Source organism: Mycobacterium sp. (assembly GCF_052144515.1).
Lineage (GTDB): Bacteria > Actinomycetota > Actinomycetes > Mycobacteriales > Mycobacteriaceae > Mycobacterium.
This window is the reverse complement of the sequence record NZ_JBKQQD010000449.1, coordinates 1-25430: the sequence shown is the minus strand read 5'-3', so window position 1 is coordinate 25430 and position 25430 is coordinate 1. Positions and strand designations below refer to the sequence as shown.

At 65.0% G+C, this 25430-nt stretch carries 20 protein-coding genes and 1 pseudogene; 14 read left to right on the top strand and 7 right to left on the bottom strand.

The window, feature by feature from the left end; all coding sequences use genetic code 11:
- Window positions 1–52 precede the first annotated feature (52 nt).
- The 4 genes from ACLP9N_RS30245 (at window position 53) to ACLP9N_RS30230 (ending at window position 6634) form a co-directional block, all read left to right on the top strand.
- On the top strand, window positions 53–811 hold the full coding sequence (locus ACLP9N_RS30245) for a thioesterase II family protein (RefSeq protein ID WP_442410819.1): 759 nt from the start codon (window positions 53–55) through the stop codon (window positions 809–811).
- Entirely contained in the window at window positions 793–2133 is a 1341-nt protein-coding gene (locus ACLP9N_RS30240) for a polyketide synthase (RefSeq protein WP_442410818.1), read from the top strand. The genes ACLP9N_RS30245 and ACLP9N_RS30240 overlap by 19 nt, the downstream gene beginning before the upstream one ends.
- 4 nt (window positions 2134–2137) lie before the next feature.
- Window positions 2138–5179, top strand: coding sequence for a nocobactin polyketide synthase NbtC (gene nbtC, locus ACLP9N_RS30235; protein ID WP_442410817.1), 3042 nt, complete (start codon window positions 2138–2140; stop codon window positions 5177–5179).
- Window positions 5180–5272: 93 nt separating this feature from the next.
- Window positions 5273–6634: an HNH endonuclease signature motif containing protein gene (locus tag ACLP9N_RS30230; RefSeq protein ID WP_442410816.1), complete on the top strand. Its 1362-nt coding sequence runs from the start codon at window positions 5273–5275 to the stop codon at window positions 6632–6634.
- Window positions 6635–6779: 145 nt separating this feature from the next.
- Here ACLP9N_RS30230 and mbtG read toward each other — a convergent pair whose 3' ends face one another.
- On the bottom strand, window positions 6780–8066 hold the full coding sequence (gene mbtG / locus ACLP9N_RS30225; protein WP_442410815.1) for an NADPH-dependent L-lysine N(6)-monooxygenase MbtG: 1287 nt from the start codon (window positions 8064–8066) through the stop codon (window positions 6780–6782).
- Between the two features lie 178 nt (window positions 8067–8244).
- Here mbtG and ACLP9N_RS30220 point away from each other — a divergent pair, with 178 nt between their 5' ends.
- Complete coding sequence (locus tag ACLP9N_RS30220; RefSeq protein WP_442410814.1) at window positions 8245–9909, top strand: (2,3-dihydroxybenzoyl)adenylate synthase; 1665 nt, start codon at window positions 8245–8247, stop codon at window positions 9907–9909.
- Between the two features lie 52 nt (window positions 9910–9961).
- Window positions 9962–10291 carry a nitroreductase/quinone reductase family protein gene (locus tag ACLP9N_RS30215; protein WP_442410844.1) on the top strand — a complete coding sequence of 110 codons (330 nt, stop codon included), beginning with the start codon at window positions 9962–9964 and terminating at the stop codon, window positions 10289–10291.
- Window positions 10292–10351: 60 nt separating this feature from the next.
- Here ACLP9N_RS30215 and ACLP9N_RS30210 read toward each other — a convergent pair whose 3' ends face one another.
- The 3 genes from ACLP9N_RS30210 to ACLP9N_RS30200 form a co-directional block, all read right to left on the bottom strand.
- Window positions 10352–11368 (bottom strand): acyl-ACP desaturase, encoded by a 1017-nt coding sequence (locus ACLP9N_RS30210; protein WP_442410813.1) that lies wholly within the window; start codon window positions 11366–11368, stop codon window positions 10352–10354.
- A 112-nt stretch (window positions 11369–11480) separates the two neighbouring features.
- A complete protein-coding gene (locus ACLP9N_RS30205) occupies window positions 11481–12263 on the bottom strand; it encodes a sigma 54 modulation/S30EA ribosomal C-terminal domain-containing protein (RefSeq protein WP_442410812.1) in 783 nt (260 codons plus the stop codon).
- 161 nt (window positions 12264–12424) lie between these two features.
- Window positions 12425–13777, bottom strand: coding sequence for a salicylate synthase (locus ACLP9N_RS30200; RefSeq protein ID WP_442410811.1), 1353 nt, complete (start codon window positions 13775–13777; stop codon window positions 12425–12427).
- 617 nt (window positions 13778–14394) lie between these two features.
- On the opposite strand from ACLP9N_RS30200, the gene ACLP9N_RS30195 reads away from it, so the two are divergent.
- From ACLP9N_RS30195 to ACLP9N_RS30180, 4 genes and pseudogenes are all read left to right on the top strand, one after another.
- Complete coding sequence (locus ACLP9N_RS30195; RefSeq protein WP_442410810.1) at window positions 14395–15630, top strand: sodium-dependent bicarbonate transport family permease; 1236 nt, start codon at window positions 14395–14397, stop codon at window positions 15628–15630.
- Between the two features lie 403 nt (window positions 15631–16033).
- Window positions 16034–17281: a sodium-dependent bicarbonate transport family permease gene (locus ACLP9N_RS30190; protein WP_442410809.1), complete on the top strand. Its 1248-nt coding sequence runs from the start codon at window positions 16034–16036 to the stop codon at window positions 17279–17281.
- Between the two features lie 473 nt (window positions 17282–17754).
- Window positions 17755–19473 carry a SulP family inorganic anion transporter gene (locus tag ACLP9N_RS30185; protein WP_442410808.1) on the top strand — a complete coding sequence of 573 codons (1719 nt, stop codon included), beginning with the start codon at window positions 17755–17757 and terminating at the stop codon, window positions 19471–19473.
- Window positions 19474–19511: 38 nt separating this feature from the next.
- Window positions 19512–19598: pseudogene (locus tag ACLP9N_RS30180) on the top strand (hypothetical protein); the annotation flags it as partial.
- 3 nt (window positions 19599–19601) lie between these two features.
- On the opposite strand, the gene hemW reads toward ACLP9N_RS30180, so the two are convergent.
- Window positions 19602–20774 carry a radical SAM family heme chaperone HemW gene (hemW, locus tag ACLP9N_RS30175; RefSeq protein WP_442410807.1) on the bottom strand — a complete coding sequence of 391 codons (1173 nt, stop codon included), beginning with the start codon at window positions 20772–20774 and terminating at the stop codon, window positions 19602–19604.
- Between the two features lie 146 nt (window positions 20775–20920).
- Here hemW and ACLP9N_RS30170 point away from each other — a divergent pair, with 146 nt between their 5' ends.
- The 4 genes from ACLP9N_RS30170 (at window position 20921) to ACLP9N_RS30155 (ending at window position 24344) form a co-directional block, all read left to right on the top strand.
- Window positions 20921–21025: an Ms4527A family Cys-rich leader peptide gene (locus ACLP9N_RS30170; protein ID WP_442410806.1), complete on the top strand. Its 105-nt coding sequence runs from the start codon at window positions 20921–20923 to the stop codon at window positions 21023–21025.
- 115 nt (window positions 21026–21140) lie between these two features.
- A complete protein-coding gene (locus ACLP9N_RS30165) occupies window positions 21141–22808 on the top strand; it encodes a nitrite/sulfite reductase (protein ID WP_442410805.1) in 1668 nt (555 codons plus the stop codon).
- Window positions 22805–23548, top strand: a complete 744-nt coding sequence (locus ACLP9N_RS30160; RefSeq protein ID WP_442410804.1) for a phosphoadenylyl-sulfate reductase — start codon at window positions 22805–22807, stop codon at window positions 23546–23548. The genes ACLP9N_RS30165 and ACLP9N_RS30160 overlap by 4 nt, the downstream gene beginning before the upstream one ends.
- A 49-nt stretch (window positions 23549–23597) precedes the next feature.
- Entirely contained in the window at window positions 23598–24344 is a 747-nt protein-coding gene (locus ACLP9N_RS30155; protein ID WP_442410803.1) for a sirohydrochlorin chelatase, read from the top strand.
- 16 nt (window positions 24345–24360) lie between these two features.
- Here ACLP9N_RS30155 and ACLP9N_RS30150 read toward each other — a convergent pair whose 3' ends face one another.
- Window positions 24361–24747 (bottom strand): rhodanese-like domain-containing protein, encoded by a 387-nt coding sequence (locus ACLP9N_RS30150; RefSeq protein WP_442410802.1) that lies wholly within the window; start codon window positions 24745–24747, stop codon window positions 24361–24363.
- A 39-nt stretch (window positions 24748–24786) separates the two neighbouring features.
- Window positions 24787–25430, bottom strand: a 644-nt coding sequence (locus tag ACLP9N_RS30145; RefSeq protein ID WP_442410801.1) for a sulfate/molybdate ABC transporter ATP-binding protein, incomplete at its 5' end; no start/stop codon positions are given.

The following is a 25430-nucleotide window of genomic DNA, read 5'->3' as shown; positions in this document are numbered from 1 at the left end:
GTTGTACGGCTGTTAAGCGCCAGTCGAACCCGAGTGATCGAGAGGTGGTGCAATGCCGCGCACGCTGGGGTGGGTCAGGCAGTTTCACCAGCCGACCTCGCCCGAGAGCATTCCGTTGCTGGTCTTTCCCCACGCCGGGTCCGGCGCGTCGGCCTACCGGGACTTCTCAAAAGTACTCAGCAGGAAATTCAGAGTCATCATCTTCCAATACCCGGGACGCCAGGACCGCGCGGCCGAACCCGCGCTGGCCTCGCTGGAAGAGATCGCCGCTGGAGCATTCGCCGAATTCGCCGCGTCGGATCACGATCGCGCCGTCCCGGTCGTCACGTTCGGGCACAGCATGGGGGCGCTGGTCGCATTCGAGTTCGTCCGGCTCGCCGAGGCCGAAGGAATCGATGTGCGACACCTCCACGTCTCCGCCGCGGTTGCCCCCAGCAACGCCGCGGACAAACCATCGCACCCGAAGGATGACGAGGAGATCCTCAACCATCTCGCGGCGCTCGAGGGCACCGATTCCGATGTGATCGCCAACCGCGAACTCATGCGACTCGCGCTGCCCGTAATCAAGGCCGACTATAAGGCTTTTGACGCGTACTCCTGCGCCGATGACATCAAGGTGGCCGCCCCGATTCACGCGATGGGCGGTGATCAGGACCCCTACATCACCCTGGGCGACCTGTACGGATGGGGCAAACACACCGACACCGTCAAAGTCACGACGTTCGACGGCGGGCACTTCTACCTGAAGTCGCATATCGACGCCGTCGCGGAGCTGTTGGCGTCGAGCGCGCAATGCGAGCAAACCGCGTGAACAACAACGGATCTGCCGTGGCGACGACAACCGACCCGGTCGTCATCTCCGGCATGGCCGTCGAGGCGCCGGGAGGAATCGACAGCCCGGGTGCCCTATGGTCGGCCCTCACCGACTCGCGGGAGCTGCTCGGCCCCTTTCCGCGTGATCGCGGCTGGACCGTCGACGATCTCCTTTCGCCGTCACGGGTCGAAGAGGGTTGGCGACAGGTGTGCGATTCTGGCGGATTCTTGGACGGCGCAGCGTCATTCGACCCGCCGTTCTTCGGCCTGACCCAGCACGAGGCGATGGCGATGCACCCGCAGCAGCGGGTCGCGATGCGGGTGGCGTGGAAGGTGCTGGAGAACGCCGGGATCAATCCCGCGACGCTCGAAGGTGCGGAGGCCGGCTGCTTCGTCGGGATGTCGATGACCGAGTACGGCCAACGCACGACGACGACCGACGAGTACACCGGATTCCGGACCGTCGGCATGGGGCAATTGGGCGGTGCCGGCAGGATCTCGCACTGCCTTGGGCTAGTCGGCCCGTCGATCTCCATCGACTCGGCGTGCGCATCGTCGTTGACCGCGGTGCAGCTGGCCGCCAACGCGGTTCAGATGGACGAGTGCGACTGGGCACTTGCCGGCGCCGTGTGTGTCCTCGGAGAGCCGGCGGCCTTTTACGAATTCTCCCGACTCCACGCTCTTTCCGCGGACGGGCATTGCCGGGCCTACTCCGACGACGCCACCGGCACCGTGTGGGGCGAAGGCGCGGGAATGGTTGTCGTCGAACGCGAATCACGGGCGCGCCAACTGGGTCACCGAATCTACGGACGCATCATGGCGATCCGCACCAACCATAATGGCAAGGGCAAACCGATCCTGGTCCCCCGAACGCGGGCGCAGGCGCAGCTCGTCACCAAGACGCTCGATGCGGCCGGAATCGACCCCGTCGACATCGGCATGATTGAGGGGCACGGTACCGCGACGCTGGCGGGCGACCCACAGGAACTGACCGCCCTGTTCGCGACCTACGGCGCGGCCGGATCCGAGGCGCTGCTGGGCTCGATCAAGTCCAACGTCGGGCACGCGCAAGCGGCGTCGGGCATGCTCGGCCTGACCAAGCTGCTGCTGGCCGGCCAGCACGGTCACATTCCGCCAACCCTGTTCTCGGACAACCCAACCAAGACGGTGGATTGGGATTCGACGGGCCTGCGGTTGGCCACAAAACTCCACCCCTGGGAGCCCAAAGACGGCATCCGCTACGGCGCCGCCTCGTCGTTCGGCGCCGGAGGCGCCAATGCACACGCAATCATCGCCATGCCCGCTAGTTCCGGGGAGTGAGCAAGTGAAGCCCCTGACGTACCGGCTACCCGACGACAGCATTCCCGTGCTGGTATCGGCGGATACCCGCGATCTGCTGCACGACGAGGCGGCGGCCCTGCTTTCTTACACCACCGACCATCCCGAGGTGGCACCGCAGGAGATCGCCGACATGCTGTTCCGGACACGGGTCGCCCGCCGGCACCGAGCCCTGGCTATGGTGGCTAAGCGCGACGAATTGCTCGGCACCCTGCGGGCCGTTCTCGACGACGGGGAACATCCTTCGCTGGTTCGCACCGAAACCGCCGCCACGGCCCGCAAACTCGCTTATGTCTTCCCCGGGCAAGGAGTCCAGCGACCCGGGATGGGCCGGGTCTTCTATGATGGAGTCCCCGCGTTTCGGGCAGAGGCAGATCGCTGCGCCGAGGCCTTCGCGGACCGGCTCGGCGAGTCGCCGCTGAATTACCTTCTCGACGAGCATGTTTCGGCCGAAGATAATGCGGGCACCGTCCAGCCGGCGCTGTTCACTCAGATGGCCGGGCTGGCCGCGATGTGGCGATCATTCGAGATCGCGCCGGCCATCACCGTTGGCCACAGCCAGGGCGAGATCGCCGCCGCCTACGTGTCCGGCACGATCACGCTGGCGGATGCCGTCAGCGTCGTCGGGATACGCGCGGGCGCCGCCGACGAGTTCGAATCCGGCGACTACGCAATGGCAGTCGTCGCTGCCGACCGCGACACGTGCGAAGACCTGCTGGCGCGTTGTCCGGGTTGGGCTCAGCTGTCGGTCATCAACTCACCGAGCATGGTAGGAATTTCCGGCGATCGGGAAACGGTTCAGCACATCGTCGACACGCTCACGGAGCGGGGCACGTTCGCGCGCTTCATTCGCGTCCAGTACCCCGCACACACCAGCTTGATCAATGGCCTCGCCGAAAAGGTGCGCGCGGCCACGCAGCGCGAACTACAGAACCCGAAGTTCCTGGACACCGAAATCGACTGCCTGGGCGCCACACTCGGCGGCCCCATCACTTCGGACCTGTCGGTCGACGAATACTGGTTCTGGAACCTGCGCAACACCGTTCGATTCGACAAGGCGATCGCCGCCGCGCTCCCTCTCGGCATCGACACCTTCGTCGAACTGGCCGAGCATCCCACGCTGCAGCTGGCGATCCAGGAGAATCTCGCCGCCCTGCATGACGGAGACGAAGGCCCGACCCACGACGCCCGGGTGGTCGGCACCTCCCTCCGAACGGCCGCCGATCTCAGCGAGTTCACCCGCAATCTCGCGCAGCTGGCCGTTCGCGATCTGGAGTACCCGTGGGATTGCCTGGGCGCCGAGCCCGACGGCCCCGCCCGACTGCCACTGGTCGATTTCCCGAACACCCGGATGAATGACACCCGGCTGTGGCAGCTCTACCGCCCGGTTCTCCAGCCGACGGCGGAGCCGGCCCCCGAAGCTGAAACCGCCCCTGAACCAACAAGGGCGCGACTCTTCGTCGAGGAGTGGATGCGGCTGTCGCAGCGCTCGCTGGTGCCGCCGCGTGCCATCGGCATCGTCGATCACACCGGTGCCTGCGCGGAATTGTCCGCCGCCCTGTGCCGTGCGGCGGGAGAAATCGGCGCCACGGCTTACGTGGTCGACGTCGAAACTCTCCCAAGCGATCTCGACACTCTGGCCATCCTCCTCCCGCAATCGCGGAATATGGACGTCTACGCCGCCGCGGCCGAGGTCGCGATGTTCTTTTCCCACCGCACATGGTGGCCAGGACTGAACGGCGCGATCACCGGCTGCTGGCTGGTGACGGTGGGCGGCGAGGCGGTGGTGGCCAACGACGCGCCGCCAGATCCGGTGCACGCGGCGGCGAGTGCAGGCTTCCGCAGCATCGGCGCCGACCATCCGGGCGTGGGATTCAAGCACCTCGATCTACCGCCCGGAGCGACCGCGTCCGAAGCCGCGAACGGGATCCTCGCCGCGCTGCACACCAGCGAAGAGCCGGAGCTGGCACTGCGCAATGGCGGCCTGTACGCGAAGCGGATCGCGCCGGGCGACACGGTCCCCGCTGTTGATAGCGCCCCGCCCGACCACGTGCTCATCATCGGCGGCACCGGCAATCTCGGGCTCGAATTCTGCGATCACTTCGCGCGGCGCGGGGCTCGCCGCATCACGCTGGTGAGCAGATCAGGCGAGACCGCCACCGCCGTCACTGATCGGCTGCGTCAGATCCGTTCGGCCGCACAGACGGACGTCCGCGTCGCTCAGTGCGACGTGGGCGACCAGGCGGCGGTGACGCGGCTGGCTGGCGAGAACCCCGCAGCGGATTTGATAGTCCATGCCGCCGTGGACTATTCGGCGATCGAACTGGCCGACATCACCGCCGAGAAGGTCGACCACGCGATGCGGGCCAAGGTCGTCGGCATCGCCCAGGTGCTTGAGACGCATCCGCGCACCGATGACTGCCGCGTCTTGCTGTGCTCCTCGGCGAGGGCGACGATCGGTGGCCGCGGCCAGGTCGTCTATGCCGCGGCCAATCGCATGCTCGACGCCATGGCGCATCGGCTCCGTGCCGAGGGTCTGGACTGCGTTTCGGTGCAGTGGGGTCAGTGGACGGTGCATTTCGATCTCGACGCGACCAGCACAGCGCAACTGGCCGCGACCGGTGTCATTCCCATGACTCCCGCCGATGCGCTCGCGGTGGGAATGACGCAGTTTCACGGGAATGCCATCGTGTTGGCGTACGACTTCGATCTCGCTCGTCCGATGCTGGAGGCCTACGGCTACGGCCCCCTGATATCTCAGCTGTCAGGGCAACCCGTTGAAGTCCAATCAGCTGTTGTGGATACGGGCATCTCGGGACGGCTGCTGGGCCTACTGGCCACCGCCATCGGCGAAGACCGTGCCGAAAACATCGACATCACAGCCCCCATGGTCGCGATCGGCCTGGATTCGTTGCAGGCGCTAGAGCTGCGCCGCCGCGTCAAGATCGAGTTCAATCACGACCTGGAGGTATCGGATCTTCTGGGCGGGGCATCGATTGCGGACGTGCTGGCCAAGCTCGGCGGATGACCGGCTAAAATCCCTGTAATCCCTTGTGTCACTTTAGCTTCACTAGTCACAACGGGGCGTTTTGTGTCGGTGGGCTTTCGTAAAATTTGAGGCATGGGTTGCAGCAGTCGCGAAGAGATCGTCGAGGTTTTCGACGAGTTCGATGGCGTCCTGGACCGCTTGTGTGAGTTGTCTTTTGACGTGTTCACCACCCCGGAACGGTTGCGGGCGTTGGAGCGCCTGGAACGGGGGGCGCGCCGGCTGCGCACACCCGAGCATGCGTTGATCAACCAACTCGACGCGCAGGCCGGCGAGGAAGAGTTGGGCGGCACGCTGCGTTCGGCGTTGGCCGATCGGCTGCGTATCACCAAGGCCGAAGCCGGCCGGCGGATCGCTGAAGCCGGCGATCTTGGGCAACGGTGGACGTTGACCGGTGAGCCGCTGGCGCCGCAGTTGGCTGCGACCGCGGCCGGGCAACGCGACGGGCTCATCGGGGATGGGCATGTGCAGGTGATCCGCAGCTTCTTCGCACATCTGCCCGCCGAGGTGGACCTGTGTACCCGGGAGGCCGCCGAAGCCGACCTGGCCGGCAAGGCCAGCGGGTATCGCCCCGATGAGTTGGCCACATACGCCCAACGAATCATGGACTGGCTGCACCCCGACGGAGAATTCAACGACGCGGAGCGCGCGCGCAAGCGCGGCATCATGCTGGGCAAGCAGGAATTCGACGGGATGTCACGCCTCAGCGGCCTGGTCACCCCGCAGTTACGGGCCGCCCTCGAGGCCATGCTCGCCAAACTGGCCGCCCCCGGGGCGTGCAACCCCGACGACGAAACACCGGTGGTCGATGCGACACCCGATCAGGATGCGGCGCGCCACGATCACCGATCCCAAGCCCAACGCAACCATGACGGTTTCCTGGCCGGATTGCGCTCCCTGTTCGCCTCGGGCGAGCTGGGCCAGCACAACGGCCTGCCCGTGTCGATCGTGGTGACCACGACGCTCAAGGACCTCGAAGCCGGCACCGGCAAGGGCCTGACCGGCGGGGGAACCCTGGTGCCGATGTCAGATGTGATCCGCTGGGCCAGCCACGCCCACCACTACTTGGCCATCTTCGATCACGGCAAGCCCCTGGCCTTGTATCACACCAAACGGCTGGCTTCCCCCGCGCAACGAATCATGCTGTACGCCAAGGATCGCGGGTGTACGAAGCCGGGCTGCGACGCGCCCGCCTACCACAGCCAGGTCCACCATGTTCGGGGATGGAAGGCCACCAACCGCACCGACATCAACGAACTCGCCCTGGCCTGCGGACCCCACAACCGACTCGCCGAAAAAGGCTGGACCACCCGCACCAACACCAAAGGCGACACCGAATGGTTACCGCCGGCACACCTGGACCACGGCCAACCCAGAACGAATACCTTCCATCACCCCGAGAAACTCCTGGCACCCGACGACGACGAACCCGATTGACGGTGGCATTGATTGCGAGATTGTCAGACACGACTTAGAAGCCGGCCATCGCTTCTCGCAGGCTTCTTGACCGCGTGCTGTTTCTCTCCGTTGACCAGGACGTGGAACGTGCCTTATGAACAGGCCCTGTCCGCCTCAAGGGAAGTCAAACGGATTGGTACTCACCGCTTCTCCCCATCGGCGGGTCGGTCACATCCAGCTCGACGCCAAGCACACGGTCGGACAGCAGCCCCAGGCAGCTCAGGTTCGGGAATCCCGGGCCCTCGTTGACGCCAGACAGATTGGGCAGCACCAGTTTCGGGGTGACGCCCTCAACGGCCAGGTCGTGGCCGATGGAGTCCTCCAGGCGCTCGCAGGTCAGCGACCCGCCCAGCCCAAGCGCCAGCAGGTCAACCGCGGGCTGTTGCAGCAGCGGCACGAACCACAGCGGGTCAGCGCCGGAGCCGTCGATCACGAGGTCGAAGTTGTGCAGCATCTCCCGCGGTTCACCATTGGTATCAGTGCTCAGTGTGATCCAGATTCGGTTGTCGCGGTCGACCACGCGAGCCACGCGCCCGCGCAGATGCTTGATCCTTTCGTCGGCAAGCAGCGACTCCTGAACCCGCGCGGAGAACACCCCGCGGTCGGTGCGGGCAATGCATTCACGCCGTTCGGCCGGCGTGAGGCTGCGCCACCCGGCGGGGTCGGAAAACAGCGAATTCTCGAAGAAGCCCTCACCGCGGGTGAACAGCGTCGCCTGCGGCGAGATCGCCGTGATGGTCGAAATCCTGTGGTGGAATAGCTCATTGAGCATCGACGCCGCGGTCTCCCCGCCGCCGATGACGGCCACGTTTTCGGCGACGATCCGGTCGTGGCTGTTCGCACGGTCCCAGAACTGCGCGATCGACAACACGCGCGGATCACCCGGAAGAATGCACCGTTCCGGTTGCCCCGGGCCCGTAATCATCAGCGTGTCGGCGGTCAGGCTCGACTCGTGAGTGTCCAGCACCCAGCGAGATTCGTCGAGCGAAATCCGAACCACCTCGCCGCGAACGACTTTCAGGCCCACCTCGTCGGCAACCCAGCGCAGATACCGAGCCCAGGTGTCGTGCGTCGGCGCCGGCCTGCCCCGGTCCACCCAGCCCACGAACTGGTCCGAGGCAACCAGATACGACTGCCAGCTGAACTGCATCATCCGCTCGTCGACCTCGGTATTGCGACCCGGCACCAGCGTGGAGCGGTACGGGAAGCCGACGTCCTTTTCAGGACTGGTGCCCAACCGCTGCCGCCCGTCGGTCCAGCCGCCTCCGGCGCGCCAGTTGGCCGCGACGCCCGTGCGTTCGACGGCGACGATCTCGGGAACATCGACGCCCATGTCGCGCAGCACCGCCGCCTTCGTGGCCACAGCCACCGCCTTCGCGCCGGCTCCGATGATCGCTACCGTGCGGCTCACCAGGCCCCCGCCGATCGCGCGCGGACGCGGGGACGCACGCCGGCGAATGATGCGCCAACCACAGCCCCACCTCCGTCGCTCAGCTTAGCTCAGGCTGCCCTAACTTTTGTGTACGCTACCCTATGGCTCAAGCCAGTCCACAGGCCAGTACACGCCTGCCCCGAGGGAGCCCAACGAGGTGCCTGTAACCCCGCCCCCGCCGTCCGAAACCGCAGGTACGGATGGTCACGTGGATGGATTCGTGGCTTTTCCGCCACAGCGGGCCGCAGCGTACCGGGAGGCCGGCTACTGGACCGGGCACACCGTCGACTCACTGCTGCGACATGCCGCGTCGACGTGGCCCGACCGCGTCGCGGTCGTGGACGACATGGGCAGCCATACGTACTGCGACCTGGACGAACTCGCCGAGCAAACCGCCGGCGGTTTCGCCGCCCTGGGTATACAGCCCACTGACCGGGTGCTGTTGCAGCTGCCGAATTCCCGACGGTTCGCCGTCGCCCTGTTCGGCCTGCTGCGCGCCGGGGCCATCCCGGTGATGTGCCTGCCCGGGCATCGGTTCGCGGAACTCAGCCACTTCGCGGCGGTCAGTGGTGCTGTCGGGTTGGTGACCGCCGACACGGCGAACGGCTTCGACTACCGGGCGATGGCCGAGCAGTTGGTCAACGCGCATCCGCAACTCCGCCACGTCGTTATCGACGGGGTCGACGGGGACCCCGGTCCGTTCACGTCGTGGTCGGGGCTGCCCGCCGGTGGCCCGCCCGCAATCGCCGTCGACACCGCGTCCCCAGCGCTGCTTTTGGTGTCGGGTGGCACCACCGGCGCGCCGAAGCTGATCCCCCGCACCCACGACGACTACGTCTACAACGCCACCGCCAGCGCCCAGCTGTGTGGGCTGACCAGAGAGGACGTGTATCTCGCAGCGTTGCCTGCCGCGCATAATTTCCCGCTGGCATGCCCCGGCATTCTCGGCGCGATGACGGTCGGCGCCACGGTCGTTTTCAGCAGCGATCCGAGCCCGGAGGCCGCGTTCGCCGCGATGGAAAGGCACGGTGTCACCGTCACCGCGCTGGTGCCGGCGCTGGCCAAGCTGTGGGCGCAAGCCTGCGAATGGGAGCCGGTGACACCAACGTCGTTGCGACTCTTGCAAGTTGGCGGCTCCAAGCTGGAAGCTGAGGACGCCCGGCAGATACGCGCCGCGCTGACCCCCGGCCTGCAGCAGGTGTTCGGCATGGCGGAGGGACTGCTGAACTTCACCCGGCTCGACAACCCACCGGACCTCGTCGACCACACCCAGGGCCGGCCACTCTCCCCGGCCGACGAGCTGCGCGTCGTCGACACCGACGGCCGGCCGGTGGCGCGGGGCGAAGAAGGTGAACTGCTGGTACGCGGGCCGTACACGTTCAACGGCTATTTTCGCGCGGAGCGCGACAACGAGCGCTGCTTTGATCCCGACGGCTTCTACCGCAGCGGCGACCTCGTCCGCCTCCGGGATGACGGCTACCTGGTGGTCACCGGTCGGACCAAAGACGTCATCTGCCGCTGCGGTGAAACCATCGCCGCCCAGAGCATTGAAGAGCCGCTGCTGACTCACGCCGCCATCTGGTCGGCTGCCGCGGTCCCCCTCCCCGATCCTGACCTGGGGGAAAAGATTTGCGCAGCGGTCATTTTCGCCGGGACCCCGATGACGCTTGCCGAGGTGAACGCTTACCTCGACGAGCGCGGGGTGGCCGCGCATGCACGGCCCGACATGCTGGTCGCGATGGCCGCTCTACCCACGACGCCGGTCGGCAAGATCGACAAACGGGCGATCGCCCGGCAGGTCGGCGTCGCAGGCACCGACTGACTTTGATTGCCATACTTGTGTGGTGCAACTCGAAAATCTTGGACGCCTGCTGATGCGCGCCGCGCCCCTCGTCAATGCGCCGGTGGCCGCCTTGGCCAACTCGCCACGCTTTGGCAAGTTAGTGAACCGCAACATCGCGATGGTGACCTACACGGGACGGCGGTCTGGACGCACATTCAGTATCCCGGTGGCCTACCGCCGTTCGGGTGACGACGTGATCATCAGCGTCAACATGCCTGACGCAAAGACGTGGTGGCGGAACTTCCTCAACGACGGTGCGCCGCTGACGTTGCGACTTGATGACACGGATCGCGTTGGACATGCGGTCGCCAAACGGGACGAAAAGGGGCGCGTCACCGTTACGGCGCGACTGAGCAGCTGACGCTTCGCTGCACGAGTTCAATCTGCTGAGGAACTCCGTCGACAACATGGCTCGACATGACTACCGTCCGCTAAGCGTCAGCGTCCCTTTGGTTTTCAACACCTTGCCGGCCGTGATCCTTTCGGTCTTTCGAGCTTCTCGCTCGAGGTAGCGCTGCTTGGATTCGTCGAATTTGTCGCAGGCTTGCTCGAGCTCCTTGATCAGCACGGCCAGATCGTCGCGCATCCACGCGGCCTCGCCGGTGAAGTCTTCGCGTTCGAAAATCCGCCATTTCTTCAGCACTGGCATGACTACCTCGTCGAGGTGTATGCGCGGGTCGTAGATGCCGCCGACGGCGATGATCACAGCCTTGCGACGGAACTCGGGCACCGTGAAGCCGGGCATCTTGAAGTTACGCAGAATCCGGTGCACCGACTTCAACGCCTGGTTGGGCGCGATGTCCAGGCCGGCCGCGCTGACGTCCCGGTAGAAGAGCAGGTGCAGGTTCTCGTCGTGCGAGACCCTGGCGAGCAGTTGGTCTGCGATCGTCTCGTTGCAGGCTTTGCCGGTGTTGCGGTGCGAGACGCGGGTAGCCAACTCCTGAAACGAGACATACATGACGGAGTCGAACACACTTTCGGCAAACATATCACCCTGCTGATTCTGACCCGGGCTGAAGCCCCTGGTCATTTGCTCCATGCGCAATTTCTCCAACTCGACTGGGTCGACGGCGCGGGTGACCACCAGGTAGTCGCGTAGCGCCGTGCTGTGCCGGTTCTCCTCGGCGGTCCACCGGTTGACCCACTGGCCCCAGGGTCCATCCATGCTGAAGTTCATCGCGATCTCGCGGTGATACGACGGCAGGTTGTCCTCGGTTAGCAGGTTTTGCACCATCGCCACCTGGGCCACGTCGGAGAGGCGGCTCTGCCCGGGCTCCCAGTCCTGCCCGCCCCGGGCGTAGTAATTCTTGCCGTCCGACCACGGAATGTAGTCGTGCGGGTTCCACTCCTTGAACATCGAAAGGTGCCGGTTGAGCAGGCCCTCGACCACGGGCTCGAGCTCGTGGAGTAGCTGCATGTTGGTCAAGTCCTTGGACACGACCCCTCCCAGTTATGTGTTCCGATAAGTTACATTCAATGTATGTGTATAAGGCGGTCACATGCAAATCAGACACGCCGAGACACCCCGATGCATTGACGCCGCGGCGCGACTACGCGTCACCCCCGTCGGCCGGCGTAATCATCCCGAGGTTGCCGTCGTAGCGGGGATACAGCAGCTGGCCGCGGCCACTTGCGGGGTCGGTGAAAAACAGCAATCGCGAACGGTGCTCGCGCATCCCACGCACGGCGGCGGCCTCGGTGAGAACCGGTGCCCGACGGGGATTGACCACCAGCGGCACCGGCGGACCGGAAAGCTTCGACGACAACGACCACCCGGGGGGAAACACCTGGTGCTGGCGCGCCAGCCGCAGTCCAGACGGCCCGGCCCGGTACACCACGGCGTCCTCCCCGGTCTCGTCATCGGTGAACAGATGCGCGTCGTAATCCATCGCATCCATGACCTCTGCCGCCTGCATAGGGGTCAAGCGCTGGGGCAGAACGGCCTTGCGGCGCGCGACGACTGTGTCCGGCCCCGCGGTCAAGATCCGGCGAGTCAAATCGGGCCACGGTCGCGGGCGCCACGGCGCGGACAGCGACACGATCTGACGATCAAGCCTGGCTAGCGCCGGCGTGAGGTCACCGGTGCCCGCAGTGACGGCCATGACCCGCGCCGGGGCGTCGCGCACCCGGAGATTCACCTGCACCACCATGGGTCCGCGGTCGCAATTCCCCGTCTTCAGCCGTACCCGAGCACCCCCGGTGAACTCTCGACGGGCTAACGCGCAACCCACCGCGCGCGCCAACCGCTCGGCGTGTGACGAGGAGACCCGGCGGCTGGAAAGCATTACGACGTCGGGGAATTCCCGCACCGACCATGGCTCGGGTGCATACACGGCGCAGGTCCCCGCTTTCAGTACCATGCGCAAGCAAAATCGTTTGCGGCTCGGTCTGAAGCATCGCCAGCCGGCGCGCCCGTCAACTAGGGCCAAAAGCCCCACACAAAAATGCCGTTCGTCCCCAAACCCCCTGGCGACCGAAATCGGCTGCTGCGGTGCTAGGGACGCGCAATCAAATACGGCGCCAGCGTGGACAGCTTCTCGCAGGTCTCTTCGAATTCGCGCTCGGGTTCCGACGCTCCGATGATGCCGGCGCCGGCGCGTAGCCAGGTCTTCCCGTCCTGTTCGTAGGCCGCTCGCAGCGTCAGCGCGGCATCCAGCCCGCCGTCTGAGGAAATCAGCGCCACCGCACCGGAATACAGACCGCGGGGGCCCTCGTCGAGGCGCAAGATGGCTTCGACGCCGGCGGCTTTCGGGATGCCGGAGGCGGTGACCGCCGGGAAAAGCGCCTCCAGCGCGTCCATGCGGTCGCTCGACCGGTCCAGCCGCGCACTGATCGTCGAACCGAGATGCTGCACGCTCCCACGCTCACGGACCGTCATGAAATCGGTGACGGCTGCGGTGCCCGGTTCGGCGATCTCGGTGATCTCCTGAAGCGAGCTGCGCACCGAAATAGCGTGCTCCACAATCTCTTTAGAGTTCGATTCGAGGTCGTCACGCGCCTCACGGTCAAGCGTCGAACCACGACCGAGCGCGCGAGTGCCGGCCAACGGCTCGGTGATCACCGCACCATCGTGATGGACCGCGGCGACCAGTTCGGGGCTGTACCCCACAGCGCGAATTCCGCCCAGCCGCAACAAAAACGACCTGACCGGAGTGTTGTGCCGGCGCCCCAGCCGATAGGTGGAAGGAAAGTCAAGTGCGAAAGGCACTTCGACAGAACGAGACAGGATCACCTTGTGGTAGCGGCCGGCGGCGATCTCGCGGACGGCTGTCGCGACCCGATCCCGATAGCCGGACGAGTCGGCCGTGACGTCAACCGTGCGGGCCTGCGGCGTTGTGCGGACCCCGTCGCTGACCAACCCGCGCACCGCTTCGAGGTGACCGGCCTCGGCGCCGAATAGTCGAATCGCGTTTCCGCTCACGACGATTCGGGTGCGCGGCCAGAAAATACGGGCCAGTGGGGTTCGCGGCGCAAGTCGCTCCTGCAATCCGTACCGGTAGACGCCGAATTCAAAGGCGATCCAGCCGAAAAGCTGATCGGTCTCCAGCAACAGCCGGTCTATGGCTTCGCCCAGGACCGGTCCGGGTCGACCCGACCACTGCTGCCGCTGAGGCACTCCGTCGCGAATGACACGTAATTCGTCGCTATCCAGCTCGACCATCGCAAGCACCCCGGCGGCCAGAAGCCATTGACCGTCACGCTCGTAGAGCAGGTACTCCTCGCCGACTCGCTCCGGCAATACCGCCGCCAGCTCGGCTGCCAGATCGCCCGGGTCGATGTGGTCCGGAAGCGGAATCGACAGTGACGCGGTGCCGGCGGAACTTGGCTTGATGCTGACATCGGTCACGGTTAGTAAATGTAGCCTAACCTATGTAACTGCGCGCAACCCTTTCTACTAACCGTGGCGAACCCCACTGCCGGGCGCCACACGGAGAGCCCTAACAAGGCGTTAACGACGACCGTTTTCGCTCATCGCGGCTAACGGCGGTCGCCATCGAACACCCGCGGCCGGCAGGAACATCAACAGTTCGCAATGGGCTTGCAGTCGGCGGAGAAGTCCAGGCAGGTGGGGTCGACGAGGTCTTGATCAACCGACAGAGCGGTATACGGTAGATGTTTGGCCTGGCCGACTTCGGGGGAAATCGGCGGGCACCGCTCGGCTTCGGCGCAACGGTCGGGTGACACAACGCCAGCGCGACTCCCCACAGCAAATCCACAACATAGTCACAGTGGATTCACGCTAAACGCGCATTACCCGGCCCGACCAGCGCGGCTCTGACGACTGACTATAGGCAACAGGGGCTATTCGTGCACGCGTCGACCGAACCTGGGCATAACGCGCCGTGTCCGAGTGGCGGTGCCACATCGGCGGCGATAAATTTTGGCACGGTTCTCGGGACTGCGTGGTTGCCCTGGTTGCAGACGGTCCTTCCCCTGATCACCGCATCAAGAAGAGAGGCACCAATGCTGCAAGAGTTTTGGCAGAACTTCACCCACAACCTGTTCAAGCCGCTCCTGCTGTTCTTCTACTTCGGGTTCCTGATTCCGATCCTCAAGGTGCGGTTCGAATTCCCTTATGTGATCTATCAGGGCCTAACCATGTATCTCCTGCTGGCCATCGGCTGGCATGGAGGCGAAGAGCTCGCCAAGATCAAGCCCGAGGAGGTCGGCAACATCGCCGGCTTCTTGGTCCTGGGCTTCGTGTTGAACTTCGCCATCGGAGGCTTGGCCTACCTGCTGCTGAACGTCATGAGTTCGATGCGAAAAGTCGATAAGGCGACGGTCGCCGGCTATTACGGGTCGGACTCGGCAGGGACCTTTGCCACCTGTGTCGCCTTTTTGGCGGGTGTGAACATCGCCTTCAATGCCTACATGCCGGTCATGCTGGCCGTCATGGAGATTCCTGGCTGCCTGGTGGCGTTGTACCTGGTCGCGCGGCTGCGGCACCGGGGTCTGAACGAGGCGGGGTACATGCCCGGCGAGCCCGGCTACATCCCGCCGGTCAAGGTCGGGGTCGGTCCCGGCACCGCCGCGCGGCCCCCGCACGGCCAGAGCCTGGAGACCGAGAACGAACGCGGCATCGAGCAAGAGCTGGAGCTCTCGATGGAAAAGCTGGAGCATCCGAACTGGGAGCCCGACCGGTCCCCCGCTCTCGGGAAGCCCAAGAGGATGCCCATCTTCTCCCGTGATCTCCTGCAGGAAGTGTTCCTCAACCCCGGGCTCGTACTCCTGATCGGCGGCATCCTTATCGGCCTCATCAGTGGGCTGCAGGGGCAGAAGGTCGTTGCAGACGACGACAAATTCTTCGTATTGGCATTCCAGGGTGTGCTGTGTCTGTTCCTGCTCGAGATGGGCATGACGGCGTCGCGCAAGCTGAAAGACCTGCGAGCAGCGGGCCCCGGTTTCATCGTCTTCGGTCTGCTGGCGCCGAATATCTTTGCGCCGCTAGGAATCATCGTCGCCCACAGCTACGCGTCGCTCACGCACACCGATTTCAAGCCGGGAACCTACGTGCTGTTCGCGGTGCTGTGCGGTGCGGCGTCCTACATCGCCGTCCCGGCGGTCCAGCGGCTGGCGATCCCCGAGGCCAGCCCAACGTTGCCGTTAGCCGCATCACTGGGTTTGACGTTTTCGTACAACGTCACTATCGGGATCCCGCTCTATATCGAGGTCAACCGTTTGATCTCGCACTGGTTCTGATCTCCTGAGGCCGAAGGCTCCGCGTCGGCCAGCAGTCGGTCACGCGGAGCGAGCACCGTGCCACTGTGCGGCCGTCGGCTGATGTCCTACTAAACGCCCTGGGCCACAGGATTATTGACGGGTGCCGTCTTGACCCGCCGCGATGCCCGACTCGGTGAGTAGCTTCGGCTCACGGCACTTCTGGAAGTTGCCCGCTACGCAGGCTGTCACGCGAACCGGACACACAAGCCACCCAGACCGAATGGTTGATAGTGCCCGCAACAGGGTTGTTAATTGTGCGTAAAGACGGCTTCACCCAGTTGACTTAGGTCCCGTGAGTCCTCAAGGTACTAATGGTGTTTGCGGACGCCCCGCGATAGTTGCTGCTCACCTCATCGCCGGACTGAATCAACCGGAGGCACCGATGCTTGATGAGTTCTGGCAGAACTTCACCCACAATCTCTTCAAGCCGCTGTTGCTGTTCTTCTATTTCGGTTTCCTCATCCCGATCCTGAAGGTTCGGTTCGAGTTCCCCTACGTCATCTATCAGGGCCTGACCATGTACCTGCTGGTGGCCATCGGCTGGCAGGGGGGCGAAGAACTCGCAAAGACCCAACCGGCCGACATCGACAACATCGCCGGCTTCACCGTCCTGGGCTTCGCCTTGAACTTCGCAATCGGATGTTTGGCGTACTTCCTGCTGAAGTACATGACCCGCCTGCGGCGAGTCGACCGGGCGACGGTCGCCGGTTATTACGGTTCGGACTCGGCGGGAACCTTCGGTACCTGCGTGGCCGTCCTGGCGGGCGTGCACATCGCCTTCAACGCTTACATGCCGGTCTTGCTGGCCGTGATGGAGATTCCGGGCTGCCTGGTGGCGCTGTACCTGGTGGCGCGACTGCGGCACCGAGGTCTCAGCGAATCGGGCTACATGCCGGACGAACCCGGCTACACCCCGCCAGTCGAGGTCGAGGTCGGTCCGGGCACCGCCGCGCGGCCCCCGCACGATCGGATTCTCACGACCGAGGACGAACGCGGTGTCGAGCAGGAACTCGAGCTCTCGATGGAAAAGCTGGAGCATCCGAACTGGGAGCCCGACCGGAGTCCGGCGATCGGTAAGGCCACCCGGATGCCCGTGTTCTCCGGCAAGCTCCTGCAGGAAGTGTTCCTCAATCCCGGGCTGATTCTCCTCGTCGGCGGCATCATGATCGGCTTCATCAGTGCACTGCAGGGACAGAAGGTCGTTCACGACCAGAACGAGTTCTTCGTTGCGGCGTTCCAGGGTGCCCTCTGCCTGTTCTTACTCGAGATGGGCATGACAGCGTCCCGTAAGTTGCGTGATCTCAAGTTTGCCGGTCGCGGTTTCATCTTCTTCGGTCTGCTGGCACCCAATTTGTTTGCGACACTGGGGATCCTGATCGCATACACCTACGCCTACCTCACCGACACCTACTTCCAGCCGGGCACCTATGTGCTGTTCGCGGTGCTGTGCGGCGCGGCGTCCTACATCTCGGTCCCGGCGGTCCAGCGGCTGGCCATCCCCGAGGCCAGCCCAACCCTGCCTTTGGCCGCATCCCTGGGTTTGACGTTTTCCTACAACGTCACGATCGGAATCCCGCTCTACATCGAAATCGTCCGCGCCGTCGGGCACTGGTTCCCGGTTGCTGCATGACACACGTCGATATCGGGATCCCGCTCTACATCGAGACCGCGCGCATAGTGACGTGCTGAGTCGCGCTCAATGAAACGGTGCTACCCGAGCAGCATGCGCACCACGTGGGTAATCCTGAAAGACGTCTTCGGCAGGTAGTCCTGGGAGTTCTGGCCCCACGGGCTTCCGCACCCTAGCGCCGATGACCGTGAGCACTAATCCGGCCACTCACCGCGTCGCTTGCCACCTGGACGTACTACCCACCCGACACCCGTGGGGTGACTGGATGTTTCCGGGGCGCCAAACTGCGGTGTCAATTGCTCGTAAAAGTCGTGTCAATAGTTCGTAAAGACCAGTTCACTTCGGCCATCGCAGGTGCGAGAGGGAGGATGCTGCATGAGTCGGGTGAGCATTTCACCTACAAGCCCTTTGAGCTGCTGTTGAGAGGAGGCTCACCAATGCTGTTGAGAGGGGGCTCACCCACGCGATTGCACGTGACCGTTCCGACCGAAAAGCCCCGCAATTGCCTGGCCGGTCTCAAGCACTGGCCCTATGACCTTCGCTCGGGTTTTACGGTGGCCATGATCTCGCTGCCGTTCTCGATGGGAATCGCGATGACCTCGGGTGCGCCGCCGATCTGCGGGATCATGTCGGCGATCATCGCCGGTTTCATCCTGCCGTTTTTAGGCGGCTCATATGTAACCATCAGCGGCCCGGCCGCGGGACTGGCGCCGGCCCTGTTCGCTGGCATGATCGCACTGGGACACGCCCGCCTGGGCCACGGCGCCTCGACATCCGAGTTGCTCGCCGTGGGATACCCATTGGTCCTGGTTGCCATCGCCATCGCGGGCGCGTTCCAAGTGATCCTCGCCAAGTTGAAGGTGGCGCGCCTGAGCGCCATCTTCCCGGCCGCGGCCATCCAGGGCATGCTGGCGGCGATCGGCCTGATGATCATCGTCAAGCAGATTCCTCTTTTCATGGGAGTGAAGTTCGAGGCCCACGAATTCTGGGCGGTCCTGGGCGAAGTGCCCCGCCATGTCGAGTCGATGAGCCACCAGGTCCTCGCCCTGGGGGTCGGTTGCCTGGCGGCGCTGTTCGTGCTGTCGGCCCTGCCCGGGCGGCTGCTGAAGGTCATGCCGCCTCCGGTCTGGGTGTTCCTTGGTGGCACGGTCATCAGCACATTCCTCCTGAAGTTGGACAAATCCCATTTGATCAACGTGCCCGATTCGCTCGAGCACGGGATCGTCTTCCCCCAGTTCGGTGCGGCATTCACCGATGCCGCACTGTTGCTCCCCCTCGCCTACCTGGTTATCACCCTGCTTTTGATCGACGCGACCGAGTCCCTGGCGACGATCGCGGCCGTGGACAACATCGACCCCTATCGCCGCCGGTCCGACCCGGACCGGACCTTACTGGCCATGGGCGTGTCTAACGGCGCCTCGAGCCTGCTCGGTGGCTTGACCATCATCCCCGGCATGGTCAAGAGCACGGCGAATGTCCTGGCCGGCGGCCGGACCCAGTGGGCCAACTTCTACAACGCCTGCTTCCTGCTGACGTTCGTGCTGCTCGGCCGCTACGTGATCGACATGGTCCCGATGGCGGTCCTGGCCGCCATCCTCGTCTTCATCGGCTACAAGCTGTGTAAGCCCGCGCTTTGGCTCAAGGTCGCGCGGGTCGGGACGGAGCAGTTCGTCGTCTTCTTCACCACATTGCTCGTGACCGTGACGACGGACCTGCTCGTCGGCATCGTCGCCGGCATTGCCGTGGAGTTGGTCCTGAACCTGTGGTACGTGGGCCTCTGGCACACCCTGAGGAACGGCCCGGAACTCACCAAGCCGAGTTTCGCCGTCCGCTTCCTCGGTCTTTTCCGCAATCCGGTGTCCCAACGGGAATTGGCTGAGGACACATACCACCTGTACCTGGATGGTCCCCTTGTGTGTTTCAACCTGTTCCATGTAATTCGGGAGCTGGGGCAGCTTCCCCAAGGTACCCAGGCGGTGTATCTCCACTTGAGCTCGCGTGTGCCTATCGTCGATCACACGACAGGTGAGTCTCTTCGTCATTTCCTGGAGGAGTTCAGCGGCCAAGACCAGAGTCCGAGGCTGCTGATCGAGGGATGGGACCACATGCGGCGCCTGTCCAAACATGACACGAGCACGCGGCTCGCCCTGGCCAACGTCCACGAGTTGGGGGCCGCTCAAGCTACGGATTGACGACCGACTCTTCTCTCGGCGGCCGTGAGGCCCGGCTCGTAACGTTCTCCTACAACGTCACCGTCGGAATACCGCTTTACATCGAGATCGCACGTCTCCTCGGGCATTGGCTACCGAGCGCCTGAGAACTACCCCAGCAGCGTGCGCACGACTCCGTCGGCGAGCAGCCGTCCGCGGGCGGTGAGGACCAGTCTGTCGCCTTCGGCTACCAACAGCCCGTCGGCGACCACCGCTTCGGCGCGTTCGCGTTCGGCGGCATCGAGTGCGGCGAGCGGAAGCCCTTGGCGCAGACGGGTTTTCAACAGCACGTCTTCGGTGTGCAGAGCCTCCGCGTCAAGCTGCTCAAAACCGGCCACCGGCAGCGCGGCGCCGGCCAGTACCTCTGCATAGGCGTTGGGGTGCTTGACATTCCACCAGCGCGTCGTGCCGATGTAACCGTGCGCCCCCGGTCCCGCACCCCACCATTGGCCGCCGTCCCAGTAGCCGAGGTTGTGCCGGCACTCACCGCCCGGCCGACACCAGTTGGACACCTCGTACCACGCCAACCCGGCGGCCGACAGTCGCGCGTCGACCAGTTCGTAGCGGTGCGCCAGCACGTCGTCGTCGGGGGCGGCCAACTCACCGCTTCGGACCCGCCGCGCCAGCGCGGTGCCCTCCTCGACGACCAGAGCATAGGCCGACACATGGTCGACACCCGTCTCGATCGCCGTGTCGACCGACCACAACAGGTCGTCGTCGGACTCCCCCGGCGTGCCGTAGATCAGGTCCAGGCTGACGTGTTCGAAGCCGGCAGCCAACGCCTCGCGGGCCGCGTCCGCCGACCGGTTCGGTGTGTGAATCCGGTCGAGCACCCCCAAGACCCGCGGCGCCACCGACTGCATGCCGAGCGATACCCGCGTATAGCCGGCCGCGCGGATGGCGTCGAAGAACTCCGGCCACGTCGACTCGGGGTTGGCCTCGGTGGTGACTTCGGCGTCCGGCGCCAACGTGAAGTGTTCGCGCACCATGTCGAGCAGCGTGGCCAGGCGCTCACCCCCCAGTAACGACGGCGTGCCACCGCCGACGAACACGGTGCTCACCGTTGGTGCGTCCACTCGCGCGGCCGCCAGCTCGAGCTCCGTGCGCAACGCCAGCAGCCAGGCGTCCGGGTTGACGCCACCCAACTCGGCCGGCGTATAGGTGTTGAAATCGCAATAACCGCAACGAGTTATGCAGAACGGGACATGCACATACACACCGAACGGCCGCCCGGGGTTCGCCTGCATGGCGGGCAGATCGACCGGTGCCTGGCGAAGGGTCATGCCAAATCTTTGCACGATGTCCCGTTCTCAGCTGATTCCCGGCTTTGCTTACCAAATCACCCAGACTTGGCGGGTAGTTTTAATCACCGTGAGAAGAAATTTGACCTGGTTGTTTGGCTTGCCGTCATCCATGGCAGAATGGGCGCGTGATCGCCGCCAACCCGAACCTGCGCTCCCATTTGAGGACAGCCCTGGTGGTACGGCGGCATATCGACCTCAAGCGCGTCTGTAGCTGTTGCTGTCTGCCTTGACGTCGTAGACCCAGCCCCCCTGTACTCCAGCCCGGCCACCGGATCTGCGCCACCGGAAGAGAACCGGTGTTCTGCGCGTTCCATGGCTGACAACGTTCGCGAAGGAGCCCCCTGAATGACGACAGCGCGTCCGGCGAAAACTCGCGACGAGGGCCAGTGGGCGCTCGGAAGTCGCGAGCCGCTCAACGCCAACGAGGAGTTCAAGCAGGCCGGCCCGCCGCTTGAGGTTCGGGACCGCATCGAGAACATCTACGCCAAGCAAGGCTTCGACAGCATCGAGAAAAACGACCTGCGCGGCCGGATGCGCTGGTGGGGCCTGTACACCCAGCGCGAGCAGGGTTACGACGGCAGCTGGACCGGCGACGAAAACATGGACAAGCTCGAGGCCAGATATTTCATGATGCGGGTGCGCTGCGACGGCGGCGCGCTGTCGGCTGCCGCGCTGCGCACGCTGGGACAGATCTCGACCGAATTCGCCCGCGACACCGCCGACATCTCCGATCGGGAGAACGTGCAATACCACTGGATCGAGGTGGAAAACGTCCCCGAGATCTGGCGGCGCCTGAACGAAGTCGGCCTGCAGACCGCCGAGGCGTGCGGCGACTGCCCGCGCGTGATCCTGGGCTCACCGCTGGCCGGCGAGTCGCTGGACGAGGTGCTGGATCCGACCTGGGCGATCGATGAGATCGTCCGGCGCTACATCGGCAAACCCGACTTCGCCGACCTGCCCCGCAAGTACAAGACCGCCATCTCGGGCCTGCAGGACGTCGTCCACGAGGTCAACGACATCGCGTTCATCGGCGTCAACCATCCCGAACACGGGCCCGGCCTGGACCTGTGGGTCGGCGGCGGCCTGTCCACCAACCCGATGCTGGGCCAGCGGCTCGGCGCCTGGGTTCCGCTCGAGGAGGTGCCCGAGGTCTGGGCAGCGGTGACCTCGGTGTTCCGCGACTACGGCTACCGGCGGCTGCGGGCCAAGGCGCGGCTGAAGTTCCTGATCAAGGACTGGGGTATCGAAAAATTCCGGGAAGTCCTGGAAACCGAGTACCTCAAGCGTCCGCTCATCGACGGCCCCGCGCCCGTGCCGGTCACGCACCCGATCGACCACGTCGGGGTACAACCGCTCAAAAATGGCCTCAACGCCGTCGGGGTCGCCCCGATCGCGGGGCGGGTGTCCGGCACCATCCTGTCCGCGGTCGCCGACTTGGCCGAGCAGGCCGGGTCCGACCGGATCCGCTTCACCCCCTACCAGAAGCTGGTCATCCTCGACATCGCCGACGACAAGCTCGACGACTTCGTCGCCGGCCTCGAAGCGCTGGGGTTGCAGTCGCGGCCTTCACATTGGCGCCGAAACCTGATGGCGTGCACCGGTATTGAGTTCTGCAAGCTGTCCTTCGCCGAAACCAGGGTGCGGGCACAGTCGTTGGTGCCGGAGCTGGAGCGTCGTCTCGACGACATCAACTCCCGCCTGGACGTGCCGATCACGGTCAACATCAACGGCTGCCCGAATTCGTGTGCACGAATTCAAGTGGCCGACATCGGTTTTAAGGGCCAGATGGTCGATGACGGTGACGGCAACTCGGTCGAGGGGTTTCAGGTGCACCTGGGTGGCAGCCTCGGCCTGGACAGCGGCTTCGGCCGAAAACTGCGCCAGCACAAGGTCACCAGCGGCGAGCTGGGTGACTATATCGAACGAGTGGTGCGCAACTTCGTCAAACACCGCAACGCGGGAGAACGGTTTGCGCAGTGGGCGATTCGCGCCGAGGAAGGTGACTTGCGGTGAGCGGCGAAAATACCAAGCAGACCGAAGACGAGCTGCGTGAGCTGGCGGCGCGTGGCGCGGCGGAACTCGACGGCGCCAACGCGACCGAACTGCTGCGCTGGACCGAAGACAACTTCGGCGGTGTGAACGGACCCCGCGGATGGGCGACATGCAACTACGTGGTGGCCTCCAACATGCAAGACGCCGTGCTGGTGGATCTGGCCGCCAGGGTGCGCCCCGGCGTACCGGTGCTGTTCCTGGACACCGGTTACCACTTCGTCGAAACCGTCGGCACCCGGGACGCGGTCGAATCCGTCTACGACGTCCGGGTACTCAACGTGGCTCCGGAGCACACTGTGGCCGAGCAGGACAAACTGCTGGGCAAGGACTTGTTCGCCCGTGATCCCGGCGAATGCTGCCGGCTGCGCAAAGTAGCCCCGCTGGGCAAGGCGTTGCGCGGCTACTCGGCGTGGGTGACCGGGCTGCGCCGGGTGGAGGCGCCAACCCGCGCCAACGCCCCACTGATCAGCTTCGACGAGGCCTTCAAGCTGGTAAAGGTCAACCCGCTTGCGGCGTGGACGGACGAGGACTTGCAGGACTACATCGACGAGCACGATGTGCTGGTAAATCCGCTTGTCTACGAAGGCTATCCGTCAATCGGCTGCGCTCCCTGCACAGCCAGACCGGCCGAGGGCGCAGACCCGCGCAGCGGGCGCTGGCAAGGACTCGCCAAGACCGAATGCGGATTACACGCCTCGTGACGCGCGTCGGCGACGATGCAGAGCGAAGCGATGAGGAGGAGCGGCGCTCGTGACGCTTGCACCCAAGCTGGTGCTGACCGCGCACGGAAGTGCGGATCCACGGTCGGCCGCAAACGCACGCGCCGTGGCCGGCCTGCTCACACACATGCGGCCCGGCCTCGACGTTCGGCTGGCTTTCTGCGAGCTGAACGCCCCGAGCCTGGTCGACGTGCTCGACGGCGTGCCTAGTAGCCGCGGCGCTCCCAGGGCAGTCGTGACCCCATTGCTGTTGGCGAACGCCTACCACGCCCGCGTCGACATCCCGGGTCAGATCGCCGCCTGCGCCGATTCCGAAAGAGTGTGGCAAGCGCCGGTGCTAGGCGAGGATGACCGGCTAGTGACGGTGGCCCGTCAGCGCGTCGCCGAGTTGGGCGTGTCGCGGCTGGACGACACGCTCGGTGTCCTGGTGGTGGCGATGGGCTCGTCGAATCCCGCGGCGAATGCTCGCACCGCTCAGGTGGCGCCGAGGCTGTCGGCGGGCACCCGCTGGGCGGGCGTGACGACCGCGTTCGCCACCCGCCCGGAACCGTCGTTGGCCGATGCGACCGACCAGTTGCGGCAACGCGGCGCCCGCCGAGTGGTCATCGCGCCGTGGTTTTTGGCGCCGGGGCGATTGCCGGACCGGGTGCGGACATTCGCTGGCGGCGCCGGCATCGAGATGGCGGCTCCGTTGGGGGCCCACCGGTTGGTGGCCGAAACGGTGCTGGATCGCTTCGATCAGGCGCTGAAAGCTCGCGCCGAGCGCATCGCGGCCTGACCATAGCGGCCGGCGGTCAGGCCGGTGCGGTGTCGATCGCCCCGCCGCTGTCCGCCCAGTCCGCGAACCCGCCCAGGTTGTAAACCTCGCCGTAGCCCATCTCCTTGAGCGCCTGCCCGGCGAGAGCCGCGCGTCCGCCCCCCGCGCAGTACACGATCACTGTCTTGCCCGTCTCGAAACGCGGATCGTGGGCAGGCGATTGTGGGTCCGCCACGAATTCGAGCAGTCCGCGCGGGACGTGTACGGCGCCGGTGACCTTGCCGCTCTGCTGCACCTCGGACGCTTCCCGTACGTCGACAACCAAGGTGTCGCCCTTGGCAATCAGCTCTTGCGCCTGCGCCGCCGCGATTCGCGGCACGACTGCGTTCGCGGCTTGCACTAACTGCGTGACATTCGTGGCCATGACCGCCCCTCTGCTAGCACTGTTGGGTTACGCCCCCGATCACGCTGTGGTCAGCGTGCTCGGATCCGCCTCGGAACCTCCGGCGTCGGCGTCGCGGGAAATCGTAGTGTCACCGGCAATGGGCGGAATCCGGGTGGCCCGCACGTAGACAGTGTCACCCTCCCTCAAGGCGAGCGCCTCGGCATCGCCGCGGGTGATCTGGGCGGTGAAGTTGCCGCCAGTGGCCGCGCTGATCAACTCCACGCGAACCTCGAAACCCAGCATCACGATGCGGTCGATGGTCGCGCGCAGGACGCCGGTGGCCTCCGCGGTGCCGTCGGCGGTGGCGACCGCCATATCGGCGTTTCGTCCCACCCGGATGTCGTGGGGGCGGACCAAGGCACCGTTGAGCACCGACACCGCACCCAGAAACGACATCACGAACGCGTTCGCCGGGGCGTCATAGACCTGGGTGGGCGAGCCGACCTGTTCGATGCGGCCCTTATTGAGCACCGCGATGCGGTCAGCCACATCCAGCGCCTCGGACTGATCGTGGGTGACTAGCACCGTGGTGACATGCACCTCGTCGTGCAAACGGCGCAGCCAGGCCCGCAGATCCTCACGGACCTTGGCATCCAGCGCCCCGAACGGCTCATCGAGCAACAACACCTGCGGATCCACGGCCAGCGCGCGGGCCAGCGCCA